We start from the raw sequence: 13594 nt of genomic DNA, 5'->3' as shown, positions 1-13594 counted from the left end.
AGTGGTGCATATGGGCAGTGTATATTGGCGATAGGCGGGCGTGTTCGCCTCCGAGGCGACTTATTAAGGAGCGTAGAATTGTGGACAATGACACCAAGAAAATGATTGCTGGATACCTTCGTAGTTATGACGCTGATCAACTTATTAACGATATATTGGAAGTATTGGAGAAAGAAGAGCAGGAAGAAGACAGCCTCGAATCTCAAAGTGAAGCCGTCTTCTCACACAACATAAGTAACCGTCACATCGGTATATTGCAGTCACAGTTACATAAGGCAAGAGACAAAGAAACACTGGGACAATATTTGAGAAGGGTCTCATTCGAAAAGGGAATAAGAGAATACTCCGTTAAAGTATTCGGCGAGGCTCAAATTTCCGACAAGTATTGGTACAAACTATTAGGTGATAAATATCCTAACCCCCGAAAAGATCCCCTGTTACGTGTCGCGATTGCCATGAAACTAAACTTACTCGAAGGTATGAGATTGCTGAGAAGAGCAGGGATGACACTTAGCGGCAATAACATGAAGGATGCTGTAGTAGCTTATTGTCTCGATGCGGGGATATACGATTTTGCGGATATTGAAGAGGTTCTTGCAGAAAACGGTATACAGACTCTCTTTACAAATCAGAGAGAAATAACAAAACGAAAGGAAAAATCAAAGGAGAGAAAAGCCAAGAAAGTTAAGAAAGCGAATTAAACCATCACCGAGAAAAGCACCGCTCCAACAATTAGGGTGCCGACAAAGAGGGGCGTTATGATAAATGATGTTATTTACGCCCCCGATACCGCCTTTGCCCTTCTTCCCTCGGCACATCAGGTAAAAATCGACCTTCATCGTTGGTCATCATTCGAAGCTGGTCTTCTTTTCTCATCAACTCAACACGTTCCGATTTTGATTGCTCTATCCATTGCAACACTGCCACCTCAAACTCAAAATCGTCATCGTTCACTTTCGATCCCTCCTGTTTGGTTCCAGAATAGGGCGAAAGCTTCTGCTTGTCCAGGGTTCTTTTATGAGAGCGGGGAGCAGGCGAAGTGTGGTTGATCTCATTTTGGACTTTCCGTATTAGAGCAATGATCAATCGGATGACTTCTTGAGTGGCTTCATCTAACTCATCATGCACCTTTTGATTGATAAAGTCCAAACGCAGGCACAGATCGAGCCAGGATCTCAGTTCATCAGCACTTCCCCTTGCTATAGAGTAAAAACTAAGGGTCTTTCGCGGGAAACACGAACCGTTCCCTTCAGCCAGGTTCGCCGCTATTGACGAGGCGCACCTGGTCATTTGGCTGATGATCCCATATTTCTCCTGTGAGGGTAATTGCTTAGTAATGTCGAAGACCTTAACCGCCAGAGATTGGGCTTTCTGCCATGCAATTAAGTGCCGAAAATCTCTTGAGTCGAAATCCGCACCTCTTCCATTCGCCAATGTGTACTCCTCCTTTACATCGCGGTCGTTTGATACAAGTCACGTAACTTCTCCATTTGTTCCTTGGTATCTTGGTACATCGCTTCACTCGCGAGGATATGGGTCATCAACTCGCACTCCAGAACTTCAACGCGAAGTGTATCCAACACTTCTACCGTTGTGCCAATGAAGGGACAGTTCAGAAAGGCATCTTTTAGGTCTAAAGCTTCTTGGCGCATATTGAGTAGTTCGTCAAGGGATTTCGGGGTAAGGCTGTGTAGGAATACCTGGTGCTGAAGATCGCCCAATCTTTCCATGATGTCTTGAATCGCTGTCAATTTCGCTCATCCCCCCTTCGTGGCGGTTGCCTATAATCCAATGATAGTCAGTGTCAAGTCTTTAGAATATGGATTATTGGTCGAATAGCGTCTGAGCAGGGGGTGTAAAGAGCCGTGGGTGTTGAGAGGATTTGAGGGAAAAAGGTGATAGGAATTGAATGGCGGTCATAAGGCAGAAACGGCACCCGCAGAACGCCACATGTTAATTGAAGTAACGGTGTTCAACGATTTCATGGATAAACTCGCTGATGGTGTCTTCAGCCTCAATCAGCCCACCTCTGATATCTTCAATCTCTGGCAGGGTGAGTTCAGAGGGAATGAAAGGACAGCGTAGGAAGTTGTACTGTAAGTCTTCGACTCGGTTCAGTAAACGAATTATCTCTTGATCGGACTTTTGTTTCAATGTGTGGGTGATTTCATGCTGGATCTCATCCAGTTCATGACGAATCTCTTGCATTGTCAATGTTCATCATCTCCCTGTGTTTGCAATTTCTATCTCCGTGTTATAGACGAGTGATGATATCGAATAGCGAAAATCGGTCGGAGGTTGTCTGAGCACACTAAAGGAGCGAATTGCAGTTTTTGGTTGTCATGCGGATGTCTATAGAGTGAAATCAGATTTGGATTATGAAAATGATAGAGCCGAAAAGTTATCGCTGTGGTTGTCACTTTGTCTTTTTATATATAGAGACCAACTCTAAAAACAGTGATAACCTTTCGGCGACACTCATAATTGATTCTGATATTCAGATCAACCGATAGCTTGGCAACATTAGGTGCTATTATCCGTAACTCATAAAGCGGAATGGTGGTTCCGTTATCAATTTTCAACAAAAGTAAAGCGAGACTTGGGTGCCAAATGGAGTTCACTCATCAATGGAGACCTTGGTGACTATTGCAACTCTGGACGAAGCGTATCAATCAATTCATGAAGTTGGCTCTCATGGCGGATGAGACTTTTCAGTAATTAGCGATGCCCTGGGTGGCTGTTGTAACCGTAGAGACGTTTTTCAATGGTCGCAATGGGGCTATCCATAAAGGACGAGGGCTTCCGTGAGCCACCAACTGCGGCGGCTGTTGTTACTTTTTGCTCACCCAAATTCAACGGTAATGGTGGTTTTCAGGACGTTGAGAGCTTCACCAACAGATGCTCCTTGGGTGACAGTTGCAACTTTTGTCGGAGGTATCAACCAACAATAACAAGGGATTTCACATAGGACGAGGATATCTAAAGCCATGTCACATTTATCGGCTGTTGGTGTTTTGAGAGGGCTTCTACCAACTGACGACGGAGGTTCCCATTTATACGAAGGCTTTCGACTTATCGACGTTACCTTTGGTGGCTGTTGCCATGCCAAAGAGATGGTTCACCAGGCTTGGGGGCACTTCCAGGTAACAGGGTTTCACATTAGCCACAGGTAGCATCGTGGCTCCTGAAACAATAAAACATATCAATCAACAACGGATGGGAGCCATCACGTACCAGAGGACTTCGAGAGATCAGTGTACCATTGCGACTGTCGCACCACGTAAAGACGGGACATAATCAAGGCACAGGGGAATTCATTGTTGGTTTGCAACCAATACCCCATGGTACCGACACTACGAGACTGTGCCTTTCCGATAGAATAAGCCACCACATGATGGTTACATCATGTTGAAGTAACATATTGTAGGATATCTCAACAGACGGATTTGCCACCATCAATTAGGAGGAATGCAACACTACTCACTGTCCATGCGGTGATGACGAAGGCTAACGCTACACCAACATAACTTGCACCCGCGCAGACAGTTTGATAAAGATGCACAAATCATCACTATGTCACCCTTTCTCCCTAAACAGAATTTATCAACATGCTGGACAGTTACCAACCGCCGCATAGTATCTCAGAAGACAAAAAACGAGATGGCATCCAACCATCCCGTCCATCTTCCCATATTCATTTACACCATGACTAACTCTTTGACAGCTTCTCCATGTTCGGAAACTGGTTCCTCAACACCTGATGCCTGGAATTTAAATATCCCTTCCCCGACGAGAATTCCGTATTCCTTCAAGACTGGTGCTAATCTTGCCACTCTCCTTGTGAAATTACCCTTATGTTTTTCACCGAACCTCACTCGCACTTTAATGAATTCAATCTCCGCTTTCCCCTGTTTCTGGTAGTCTCGAAGAATTGTAATCAGTTCCCAATCCCGTTCATTGAGTCGTTGTTCCTTTGGCTTTTCCGTATTTTCGTGCATCCTCCTCGCCCTTACGCCCCACTGTTCCTTTACATACTTGATGCCTGGTAACTGCTTTCTCACAATACCCACGGCTTCCTTGTTCGCGCAAAACAGGTAAATCTCTGACGGCTGTTGATTATCTCTGGAGATGCGTTTGATCGCCTGGTACAACTCGCCTGCGATCATACTGTTTCTAATGTTCTCTACCTCTTCGTCCCTGAACAACGGGATGTCTCGAAAGGAACGCTCCTTGTCTAATGCGTGAAAGAAATAACTCGTCAGCGCATATGATCCATAATCAAAATTTGGCGTTTTGACGATGACACAAACGTCGTATGTCCTCCAATCGTTCTTGCCGAGTAAGTTCCCGTGGTACTCAACACTTATATCGACCCTCAACTTTCGAGATATATCCGCCAGCGTCTCTTTCTGTTCACCCTGTTCACTGTAATGCCTAATAATCGCTTGTTCGAGTTTTGGCTTGTTCTCCATATCTGCGACGAACAAAACCCCCTTACGTCCTTGCAACTCTACCGTCTCAACGACCCGCTCGAAAAACCCATCAGATTTCTTTAACGCCGTCTTCCCCGTGTTGACCTCGTAGTGATACAGGGTAGAGTGCGAATAGTCATAAACCTTGGGTTGGTGTTTCACGATGAATCGCTTCGACAACTGGTATCTGTAGTCAAATCCATTTGCATCCAAAATGATGTTGTTCTTCAAAAGAACATAGTCATATCGATTATCGTAAGTGTAAAACACGCCATCATGGTAGTAGCACTCATTACGAAAGAGTTGCTGGAATCGCTCCAACAATTCTCGACATTCCTTAGTCCTTTTCGATTCCTGCAGTTTGTTGATAGCGGTTTTGTATTTCTGATGCTCGGACGATGCAAAAGTTCCCCAAAACAAGTTCCCAGGGTTTAAATGCTCCTTGTTCCGAAGCTCCCTCAATTTGTCACGGAACATGACCAGCATCTCATCGAGGATTTCAGACTCCAGATACACACTATGGCGGTATAGTTGGGACAAATCCTGCGTAGAAATCCTGATTTCCCTCATTAGGTTTGGGAACTCATCAATGATCAAAATATCTCTATCCTGAATAAGCTCGTAATGCCTTGATTTCTTTATCTCGGCATACATCCGATGGGTAATCACTAAAACCTGTGCCTCGATTGCCGTTTTCTTACTCCTCCCACCCTTCGTATCCTCCCCATCAATCGCCATGGCAACGCTTCTTCCCGCATGCTCATTGATCTCATCGGCGGTGGCATCGAGAAGTCTGCGCTTATCTGAAAAGAGTTGCACCCAGAGAACTCGATGAGGGCAATCGTTGTTGTCTTTTAACATTTCCCCTATAATTCTCAACGCTTGCCGCGTTTTACCCACCCCTGCTTCGTAATCAAATGCGATAAAGTGTTCTGCATCCCACTTTTCGGGATTGATAATCTGTTCCCGAAGTTCCGTAAAGTAGTCTGTTTTGAATTGCATGAAAGTCATTTTCCCCTTTCGCTTGTTGTGCATAACGCTTGATGACTTGCTGTCTGGGCACAACTCAAAAAGCTGGTTATCGTGATAAGGTGTGCCCACGATCTTTCCAACTCAGGGGACTGCTGAACAGACTTGTCCCTGGGTTACATTTGAAAGACCTATATAAAAACGAGCACCCCACCGCGCAACCAGCCTTGCTGTCTGCTATGGGGAAAATGGTGGCATCCTGCCGATATCGAAACCTGTCTATTAAGTTTGACCAAATCGTGTTTCTATCATATCGCCGTCATTTCATATTGTCAACTATATTATTACATTTATCCCAAGCAACCCCAATGGCGTTTTCTTCTTAACGCCAATGACGTATCACGCCCCATCTCTGCCCTGTCTTTCCCCTGATGCGACTTATCGCCCCTATTCGCACTTCGCCTCCCCTCGCATTCGACATCATAGTGCGACTCCTCGCGAATTATTCGCCCCAAGCCTGTATAACATATGAGGTCAATCAAAAATACAAGGGGGAATAGAGTTATGGGCAATTCAGCTTACACTGTGGTCTGTGACAGCGGGAAGTATTTCACTAAGGCGATCAGCTATAAGGATGCAGGGTTTGTAAGGCAGAAATTCCGCACACTTGTTCAAGATGGGAGCAGTTTTTCTGGCGTAGAAGTTAGCGGCGACAGTTATAGGATCACGTTTGAGGGTAAGGATTACATCGTTGGAAGCATGTGCTCTGAACTGGCGGCGGACTTTTCTGTAACCAAGCACACATTCGAGCACCGACTATCCGTCTATTTGTCCGTTGCCTTGATGTTGGACAAGCTCCACGTTGAAAGAGTTGGGATTCCGATGGTCAATCTTGGAATCAATGTACCACTGAATGTCTACCGAAATGCCGACTTGAAAGAAAGGTATCGTGACTACATTCTAAATGGGAGCAAACCCATCTCGCTCAGAGTGAACGGCGTGGCTTGGGTGTTTCGCATCAATCCCGATGGATTGCTGTTGTTTCCCGAAGCCATTGGTTCTGTCTATGCTGACTTGGACAAGTTCAGAGATGCGAGAGTGACAGTCATCGACATCGGCTCCCTGAACGCCTCGTTTTGTGTCTTCGAGCGTTTGATTCCAAAACTACAATCGATGGTACTCTGTGACCTTGGAGTCAACCTTCTGAGAGGGCGGGTCCAAGAAGTACTCCAGACCCATTTTGGAAGCTCGGTCTCAGTCGATGAGAGTGAGAACGTATTGCATGAAGGGGTTTACTTCCTGGATGGTGCAGTCATGCCTGAAAGTAAGCCAATCATCAGTGACCTCAAAAGAAGTCATGTCAAAGAGATCGTAAATTTCGCAAGGTCGCATGGATTGTCCCTGAACACCCCTGTATTCAGCGGAGGTGGCGCGATACTTCTCAAAAGCGAGATATTGGAACAATTTCCGTCTGCGGTGGTCGATGAAAACGGGATATATGCCAACGCGGTCAGTTATTGGAGGCTAATGGAAGCCAGGGGTTTGGCGCATGTCTAAACGGAAAATCTCGATCTCCATCCGAGATCCAGTTGTTTACGAGTTTTTGAGGGAGAAGGCGCAAAGGGACAACATTAGCGCGTATGTCTGCGGGTTAATTCGAGATGACATGATGAAAAACCATGAAGACCTGGATGAAAGAATCGAGTCGGTAGTCAGACGGCTGTTGAAAAACACCGATGGAATCACACTTCAATCCCGCGATCACCCAAAGAAGGACTCGTTATCTGACGAAGATAGGGAACTTCTCAAATCGCTGTTTTGATAATGGAGGAGAGCCAACGCAGGCTCTCTTTCGCGCTCCAGCCCACATCCAGTCAACTTTGCGCGTTTTTCTCCGATATGTAGCCTACTTTCCGTAATTTCGGGCACCTGAAGTCCCGATTTTAGACTCGCCAGCGATAGACTCACACACTCAAACCTGTTGAAACCCTAACGCCAATTACCGCCCCCACTCTTCAAGTGGTTCTAACAACCGCCTAATAAATTGTATGCAGACCAGTCATCCTACCCTGCCTACGTGACCTTGTCTTCCTTTTATGCGAGTATCCCTTGAGATAAAAGGACGCCCCTATTTCACTGTTTGAGCTAAATCAAATGCAGTCCCTTGTCACGAGTGCATGTGTTACAATTTTCATGTGTTTCCACGATGGTTCCGAGGAGGATGGTTTCATGGCTGAAGATGAGTTACTTAAATTCGAGGAAGGGCTAACTCAACTTTGCAGAGAAGTGCGTCCTCTCGACGATATTTCCGTATGGGTGGAGCAAGTAAACGATCCACCGCTCGGAAGCTACATCATCCATTTCAACCGAAATGCCAACGGAAGTGTGGTCAACACCGAGATGGTCTCCATTTCACGACTTGATATTGAAGACAAATCTGCAGGTCAGAAAATACTTGCCGCAATCAACAAAGTTTGACCCAACCACATATCCGAAGACCCACGATGATTCCGTCTTCGGTTGGAAGCGATCTCGACACACTCCCCATTCTTTGTGTTTGTAACACATTAAGCATATGCCACTTCGAACATGTGATACGAGAGCCAGTAATGGCTCTCATTTTACGGAAGAAATCAACTCCCGCGAACTTCTCCCTGGTACCCCTCAGTTTCCCGTACTAATGCTCATTCACTTACCTCGTCCAACACTCTCCGTAACGCACCCCTCGATTGTTCTGGCAACAACTCGACGAAATGACGCAAACCCATGGAATATACCAAACACATCGCGAGTCGATCGCGTTCGATACCGTCTTCTTTAAACGGAATACAGCCCCATAGTTCCCAAAGATGGTCATTTGAAGTTGCAATGTTCCACGCTGGAATGCTAACTTTCTGCGATTCAACAGACGGGAACATCTGATAAAACATCATCCATTCTTGGGCAGTGATGTTTTCCCCATCTTCATAGACTCTGCGATGTAACACGTCGTTCATCTGTGCATTCACCTCTCGTTGAGTGCGTTGATGGATTTTGAATTCGGCAACCCTGGAAGCATGAATTACCTTCATCACGAGGATTTCCCCTTTTAGAAACACAGAAATGCCTTCTTCTCCTAATGTCCTCCCAGCCTTTCCAATTCCCCTTTGATCAACGCCACATCTATCCGAATTCCAGATAAAGCCGCCGCGTTGTTTTGGTCAACGATGCGGAGGATTCCCTCCAGCGTACTCACTTTGCGTTTCAAATCACCAACCTCTATCTGAATATCCTTTAGTTGGTTAGAAGCATTGTGAATATCGTACCTAATGCGATCTTCCATCTCCGTCAGAAGCTCCTTCAACTCGTCGTTTCCCACACGTAATCCCCGCCTCTCCTTACTCTTTGGTCAATCAACCCATGTAGACGTAAGTCCACACCTAACCCCTTATGCACTTTAGTCAAGATCAAACAAAAACGCCCAGTCATGCGACTGAGCGGTGTCTGACAATCTATATGAGGTTGGCGCGGCAAGCGAAAACGTCTTATCCATAGGTCACGTCCCTATGATTTCATATCATTTACCAAAATCTTACCGTCTCGATTAGAAAAGGTCAAGGCAGAAAATCCAGAGAAGGAGGTAAAGGGAACACATGGCAGTACCACGAATACTTTGCATGCCGTTATGTTGTAAACACCATGAGGTACACCCGCCGTTCACCTCGCCGATACCTTTTTCCTTGCCCTTCCCGCCCTTAAAAGTAGAACATACGGGTCTGCTTAGTCGTAGATATTGTGAAACCCATATTTCCTGCGTATTAAGTCTTTAATATCCTCGTAATCTTGGTCTATCATCAATAACATCTCACGAGCCTCTTTATCAGCCTCTTGAGCTTGATCATACACATCTTTCGTAGCTAAATTGGATTTACTACGTTGCTGAACTTCAGACCTGTAGAATGCTTCCATATTCACTGTCTCAATAAATTTCTTGAAGTCATCAATCAGCTTGTTAAGCAAATCCTCTGACTCCTGGTCATGAAATTTAACGGAATAAGAGATTTTGAGAATTTCATTTGCTAATTCAATCAATTCCTTATGCGGTGGTGACACGTATGAAACATATATCAGACCTCCGCCGTCCGCTGACGGTTGTGCTCCTGGGCGCATTTTATTCATTTCCCAATGCATATCATCGAGCTTGTGCTTAATCCGTTTGCAAACGGCAACATCGGACTTCATCTCATTACGTTTGGCTTCTTCTTCAATAGCATCTTGCTTTTCTTTTTGCTTCACATCTTGTTCTCTCAGCCAATCCTCTAACTGTTGAGTTCTCTGCCGTTTCTGTTGCCTAATTTGAAACAATTGAGTGATAACACTCGCCGCTAACGTACCACATACACCAAGAATAGCGACCCATAAAGTCAAATGTGATGTAGTTGCTGAAGCGGGATCTTGCTTGATCCAAATCGTTACATTTTGGGCGTGGGTTGCAACGTTATTGGCAACAGTGTTGGCTAAATTGGGAACTGTATGCATTGCCGTAGTCGTTGTATTTGCGGTCATGAAACCACCCTGCTATTTGGATTATCCAACCGTAAATGATAGCCCAAAACGAGCTTCACGAAGAATGCATGCCCGTCAACTTTTCAAGGCAGTTTTGGCAAATACACGTTTTCTCTGACCCTTTTGATGGGATTTTGTCGAATATCTTCTTCGGGAAGGACTCGCGGTCACACCAACATGTACCGTGTGGTTTCCCCGCGACGTTGCCGCAGTTGTTATCTCCCCCACAAATCGGGCATTTGTTCGCGTTTGACATACTTTCACATCCTTATCCATAGTTCATACTGCAGTCCACGTTGGATATCAGTCTGCGGGATAAAGGACACGGGGAGTTAGTTTTGAGCATGGACACAGTGTCAGGCACCATGTCCATCACGAATCCAACCATATTCTCTTGGCAAAGCTCAATCCGCTTGCCAACTTTTATCGAAGTCATTTGGAATATCGCGATTGATCTCCGATATTACCTCATCAAGATTTTTTGTCTCATTGGGATAGCTTTGGTTACCTATTTTCCGAATAATAGCTCCAGCTTTATGAACAAATTGAATTGATTCCTCCAATTTCTCCTTATCCTTCTGCGAGACCATAAAGTATCCCGCCTCTGAAAAAGCACTTGCTATAGAGCTTAGTTTGTTATATCGGTCTCGTCCAAAACGTTCGATACCTCCCATATCCGCGCCTGCTTGAATATCAGCCCCCGCTTGGAGCATTTGGATGCCTCCGTCGGTGTTTGTGACGTTATCTTGGGATACTCCCAGTGTTCGAACAAACCCCAAATTCACTTTTGTCCACATCACTGTTTCGTTATGAGCTTGATAACTGAAAACCCCTATTGTCCCGACGACTAACGCTAAACCAGAAATCCCCAACGCCCACGTTGTCACTTCTCTGTCTAAACGCTTCCACTTCCAATAGTGAAACAACAAACCTACCAAGCACCCTACAGTCCCTAAAACTAATATAGATGCGACACGAAACCCATAAGGTTGATTCCACATCCACATTACATACGCTGGTACCCTGACAGGGATGCCAAAGTAGCCGATAACCATTCCTAAAAGGGTGCACCACGGGATTGGTGATTTGATAACTTTCAAACGTCAAACACCTCCGTACTCGCTCGTCACGACAATGGTGTGAACACACGGAACAGCGTATCAGTGTGCAGTAACAGTACATGGACAACCGCCGCGTTTTCGAAATCGAATCCATGGGATACAAACTGGGTACTTGTTGCCCAGACCCTCACTCTTCCTGCCCTCACTACCATTCCACCTCTGGGTAATCCTCCACCAAGCTGATGTCCTCGACCGAGCAATTGTGCTCCCGCGCCATAGCTCTAACTTCCTCTTCGATTTGGCGATATTCCTTTCCTTGTTCTACCATGCGCTTGACGATTGTTGACAGAGCCTTCGCCCGTTCTTCCCTATCCCCGATCCTCAGATAACGAATGTTGAGCAAATCCAGATACTGCGATATGTATCCGTCCAACCATGGATAGTCCTTATGCATCAGATTCACAATTCGCTTGAAAGATGCCTCTGTCACTACTTCCTTCAGACAACTCATCACCAAGGACTGAAACAGTCGCGCGGTCGCAATGTGTGCATCCCATAGAATGCGCTTGTCCAAAAGGGGGAAGGGAGCAGTTCTTGCCTGTTTCTTGGCGTAAAGGCGGATAAAGTCGTTCAGGGCAATGGTGACGAAAAGAGCTTCGGGATAGTAGATTTTACATGTATAATACAAGCTGTTCTCTGGGGTAATCACGCCGAGAAGCCGCATTCTGTCCGCATCCATTCCGTTGCGAACGAACTCGAATTCCCGATCTCCTTGGAATGCATGTCGAATGTCGTACATAAGACCGAGCACCCGAAGCCGCGCACCTTCGTAGTCCCCGTACTCCCCTTCATCGCCGATGATGGTGAGAAGGGACATGTACAGGGTGTCCAAGTCCTGGTAATCGCCAGATATCGAGAGTCCAGTGAGGTTCAGTGTATTGGTTATGGTTAGCATGAATGTTCACCTGCGTTCGTGTTGATAGGGTCAGGATAAGTATAGCGGAAAAGGCAGGGATGTAGGTTGGAAGGAGCCACGCCAATGCATTGGAGACGTTAGTGACATGGTTGATTCGCGGGTTTGGCTTGCCGTTATGTTTTAAACGTTATGTACCCGCCCCTGCGCCGTACAGTCCCGATACGCCCACACCCCAAGCTCTTGGTACAATTTGCTACAATTAGCATCAAACCCGCGATTCTCGGAGCAGAGGAGGAATTGCCTCATGATGCGAGTCCCCTACGACTATCGCCTACAACCGATTGACGAACAACTGGCAAAGCTCATTGCAGAACGGCTTCGGATCAGTCAAGGCACAAATGGTTATCCGACAAAGGAGCAGTTTGATCGGTGGTGCGAGGAATACCAGGTTGACCGTCACGTCATTACATCGGTTTTCGCCGCGATGAACAATCCGCGCCGCCCACCGCGTCTTCCCGTATCACCACAAAACTTGGTCGGTATCATTCCTATGATGATGAAGGTCAATGTGGATGGAGTCAACTATCAACTCACTCGAATGGAACAATATGCGGATGTCAGTCTTGTTTACGTGGAAATCTACACGGATGATGATGCGGAAACTGCAGAGTTGAACATTCAACTTATTTTAGATGTTGAGCCGAATGAAGGGCGACAGATCCAATTTCACCGTTCCCAAGGGCACACAAACCAATCCTCCCTGGTCTACATGGTTAGCCCAAAACTCCCCGACGACCTCAATGCGTTCTCATTCCGCCTCGTTCCAAATCCAATGCCCCACCATCCACGACCCCCAGAGAGGATTTTGGATCAATCTGTAGTATTTGGTGAGTGAATCACGGTGGGCTTGAAAACTCGGCAAAGTTTGGAGAGCGACCTTTCGTCCAGTCGAAATTCTTTCCTGTAAGAAAAAGCAGTACATACCCTCATGGAGATAAGGGCTGTACTGCTTTTCATCCTGAATCCTGTCTGGAATCTCAGACGGAAGCGACGCTCTTCCTCGGAACAAACAGCTTTTTGTAAATGAATCGTTCCAGGGTTCCCCAAACTCCAGAGGTCGTGTAGTACAAAGCTACCGCAATCGGGGCACCCCACAGTATAACCATCGTCACCGTACAACTGATGACTGCACTCATTATCTGGGCATTTCCCACATGTGCTTGGCTATATGTCACGAACGTACCTAAAGCCATCAATACACCTGCAACGATTGGGACGATGTGGAACGGGTCAGCAACGGTCAGGCAAGGAACCCAAGGAACCAGGACACTCGCCGCTGGATGGTTCAGATACCGAAACAGTCTATAGAGAACAAAGAATACAGGTGACTGCGCGAGCAAAAGACTTACGGATGATAATGGCTTAACGCCATGTTCCCTCATGAGTTTCTGCTGGGCTTGCATCAACTCCGATTTTGATCCCGTCCACGACCTCTGTAGTTCCGCCAGTTTGTCCGTGATTGATGCCTGGGCGATGGCACTTTTGGCAACTTTGATGGAGAGTGGAACTAAAAGTAGCCGTATCCCAATGGTAAACAAAACAATGGCAATGCCCCAGTCGTGCGTGATTCG

The 13594-nt window shown here is 46.1% G+C and carries 16 protein-coding genes; 5 read left to right on the top strand and 11 right to left on the bottom strand.

Annotated elements, in window-relative coordinates:
* Positions 1–80 precede the first annotated feature (80 nt).
* Positions 81–701: a hypothetical protein gene (locus AAC01S_RS16595; protein WP_067625059.1), complete on the top strand. Its 621-nt coding sequence runs from the start codon at positions 81–83 to the stop codon at positions 699–701.
* Between the two features lie 70 nt (positions 702–771).
* Here the strand turns inward: AAC01S_RS16595 and AAC01S_RS16590 are convergent, their stop codons facing one another.
* From AAC01S_RS16590 to AAC01S_RS16575, 4 genes are all read right to left on the bottom strand, one after another.
* A complete protein-coding gene (locus AAC01S_RS16590) occupies positions 772–1434 on the bottom strand; it encodes a four helix bundle protein (RefSeq protein WP_067625056.1) in 663 nt (220 codons plus the stop codon).
* Positions 1435–1448: 14 nt separating this feature from the next.
* Positions 1449–1751: a hypothetical protein gene (locus AAC01S_RS16585; protein ID WP_067625054.1), complete on the bottom strand. Its 303-nt coding sequence runs from the start codon at positions 1749–1751 to the stop codon at positions 1449–1451.
* A 202-nt stretch (positions 1752–1953) separates the two neighbouring features.
* Positions 1954–2214 (bottom strand): hypothetical protein, encoded by a 261-nt coding sequence (locus tag AAC01S_RS16580; protein WP_067625051.1) that lies wholly within the window; start codon positions 2212–2214, stop codon positions 1954–1956.
* A gap of 1484 nt (positions 2215–3698) precedes the next feature.
* Positions 3699–5474, bottom strand: coding sequence for a DEAD/DEAH box helicase family protein (locus tag AAC01S_RS16575; protein ID WP_067625049.1), 1776 nt, complete (start codon positions 5472–5474; stop codon positions 3699–3701).
* A 531-nt stretch (positions 5475–6005) separates the two neighbouring features.
* Between AAC01S_RS16575 and AAC01S_RS16570 the strand changes: the two genes are divergently transcribed.
* The 3 genes from AAC01S_RS16570 (at position 6006) to AAC01S_RS16560 (ending at position 7919) form a co-directional block, all read left to right on the top strand.
* Positions 6006–6998 (top strand): ParM/StbA family protein, encoded by a 993-nt coding sequence (locus tag AAC01S_RS16570; protein WP_067625046.1) that lies wholly within the window; start codon positions 6006–6008, stop codon positions 6996–6998.
* The gene (locus tag AAC01S_RS16565) at positions 6991–7263 is read left to right on the top strand and encodes a hypothetical protein (RefSeq protein ID WP_067625043.1); all 273 of its coding nucleotides are present in this window, start codon (positions 6991–6993) and stop codon (positions 7261–7263) included. Before AAC01S_RS16570 ends, AAC01S_RS16565 begins: the two co-directional genes overlap by 8 nt.
* Positions 7264–7670: 407 nt before the next feature.
* Complete coding sequence (locus tag AAC01S_RS16560; RefSeq protein ID WP_067625041.1) at positions 7671–7919, top strand: hypothetical protein; 249 nt, start codon at positions 7671–7673, stop codon at positions 7917–7919.
* A 206-nt stretch (positions 7920–8125) separates the two neighbouring features.
* Here the strand turns inward: AAC01S_RS16560 and AAC01S_RS16555 are convergent, their stop codons facing one another.
* From AAC01S_RS16555 to AAC01S_RS16535, 6 genes are all read right to left on the bottom strand, one after another.
* Positions 8126–8515 carry a hypothetical protein gene (locus tag AAC01S_RS16555; protein ID WP_157071249.1) on the bottom strand — a complete coding sequence of 130 codons (390 nt, stop codon included), beginning with the start codon at positions 8513–8515 and terminating at the stop codon, positions 8126–8128.
* Between the two features lie 41 nt (positions 8516–8556).
* Positions 8557–8799, bottom strand: coding sequence for a hypothetical protein (locus tag AAC01S_RS16550; RefSeq protein WP_067625035.1), 243 nt, complete (start codon positions 8797–8799; stop codon positions 8557–8559).
* A 401-nt stretch (positions 8800–9200) separates the two neighbouring features.
* Positions 9201–9986, bottom strand: a complete 786-nt coding sequence (locus tag AAC01S_RS16545) for a hypothetical protein (protein ID WP_067625032.1) — start codon at positions 9984–9986, stop codon at positions 9201–9203.
* 55 nt (positions 9987–10041) lie between these two features.
* Complete coding sequence (locus tag AAC01S_RS19020) at positions 10042–10242, bottom strand: cysteine-rich CWC family protein (protein WP_083511908.1); 201 nt, start codon at positions 10240–10242, stop codon at positions 10042–10044.
* Between the two features lie 148 nt (positions 10243–10390).
* A complete protein-coding gene (locus tag AAC01S_RS16540) occupies positions 10391–11086 on the bottom strand; it encodes a hypothetical protein (protein ID WP_067625030.1) in 696 nt (231 codons plus the stop codon).
* A 166-nt stretch (positions 11087–11252) separates the two neighbouring features.
* Positions 11253–12002: a DUF6904 family protein gene (locus AAC01S_RS16535; RefSeq protein WP_067625027.1), complete on the bottom strand. Its 750-nt coding sequence runs from the start codon at positions 12000–12002 to the stop codon at positions 11253–11255.
* Between the two features lie 265 nt (positions 12003–12267).
* On the opposite strand from AAC01S_RS16535, the gene AAC01S_RS16530 reads away from it, so the two are divergent.
* On the top strand, positions 12268–12858 hold the full coding sequence (locus AAC01S_RS16530) for a hypothetical protein (protein WP_067625024.1): 591 nt from the start codon (positions 12268–12270) through the stop codon (positions 12856–12858).
* Positions 12859–13000: 142 nt separating this feature from the next.
* On the opposite strand, the gene AAC01S_RS16525 is transcribed toward AAC01S_RS16530, so the two are convergent.
* The coding region (locus tag AAC01S_RS16525) for a YidC/Oxa1 family membrane protein insertase (protein WP_067625022.1) at positions 13001–13594 on the bottom strand (594 nt) is incomplete at its 5' end.

Origin of the sequence: Alicyclobacillus acidiphilus NBRC 100859 (genome assembly GCF_001544355.1) — a bacterium.
In the GTDB taxonomy this organism is placed as follows: domain Bacteria; phylum Bacillota; class Bacilli; order Alicyclobacillales; family Alicyclobacillaceae; genus Alicyclobacillus; species Alicyclobacillus acidiphilus.
Note: the sequence above shows the minus strand (reverse complement) of the source record. Positions and strands in the feature narration are given on the sequence as shown.

What these genes read in the sequence shown, in the direction of transcription:
- AAC01S_RS16575 (WP_067625049.1), bottom strand. Translation starts at nt 5,474, where the DNA reads ATGCAATTCAAAACAGACTACTTTACGGAACTTCGGGAACAGATTATC.
- AAC01S_RS16570 (WP_067625046.1), top strand. Translation starts at nt 6,006, where the DNA reads ATGGGCAATTCAGCTTACACTGTGGTCTGTGACAGCGGGAAGTATTTC.
- AAC01S_RS16565 (WP_067625043.1), top strand. Translation starts at nt 6,991, where the DNA reads ATGTCTAAACGGAAAATCTCGATCTCCATCCGAGATCCAGTTGTTTAC.
- AAC01S_RS16560 (WP_067625041.1), top strand. Translation starts at nt 7,671, where the DNA reads ATGGCTGAAGATGAGTTACTTAAATTCGAGGAAGGGCTAACTCAACTT.
- AAC01S_RS16545 (WP_067625032.1), bottom strand. Translation starts at nt 9,986, where the DNA reads ATGACCGCAAATACAACGACTACGGCAATGCATACAGTTCCCAATTTA.
- AAC01S_RS19020 (WP_083511908.1), bottom strand. Translation starts at nt 10,242, where the DNA reads ATGTCAAACGCGAACAAATGCCCGATTTGTGGGGGAGATAACAACTGC.
- AAC01S_RS16535 (WP_067625027.1), bottom strand. Translation starts at nt 12,002, where the DNA reads ATGCTAACCATAACCAATACACTGAACCTCACTGGACTCTCGATATCT.
- AAC01S_RS16530 (WP_067625024.1), top strand. Translation starts at nt 12,268, where the DNA reads ATGATGCGAGTCCCCTACGACTATCGCCTACAACCGATTGACGAACAA.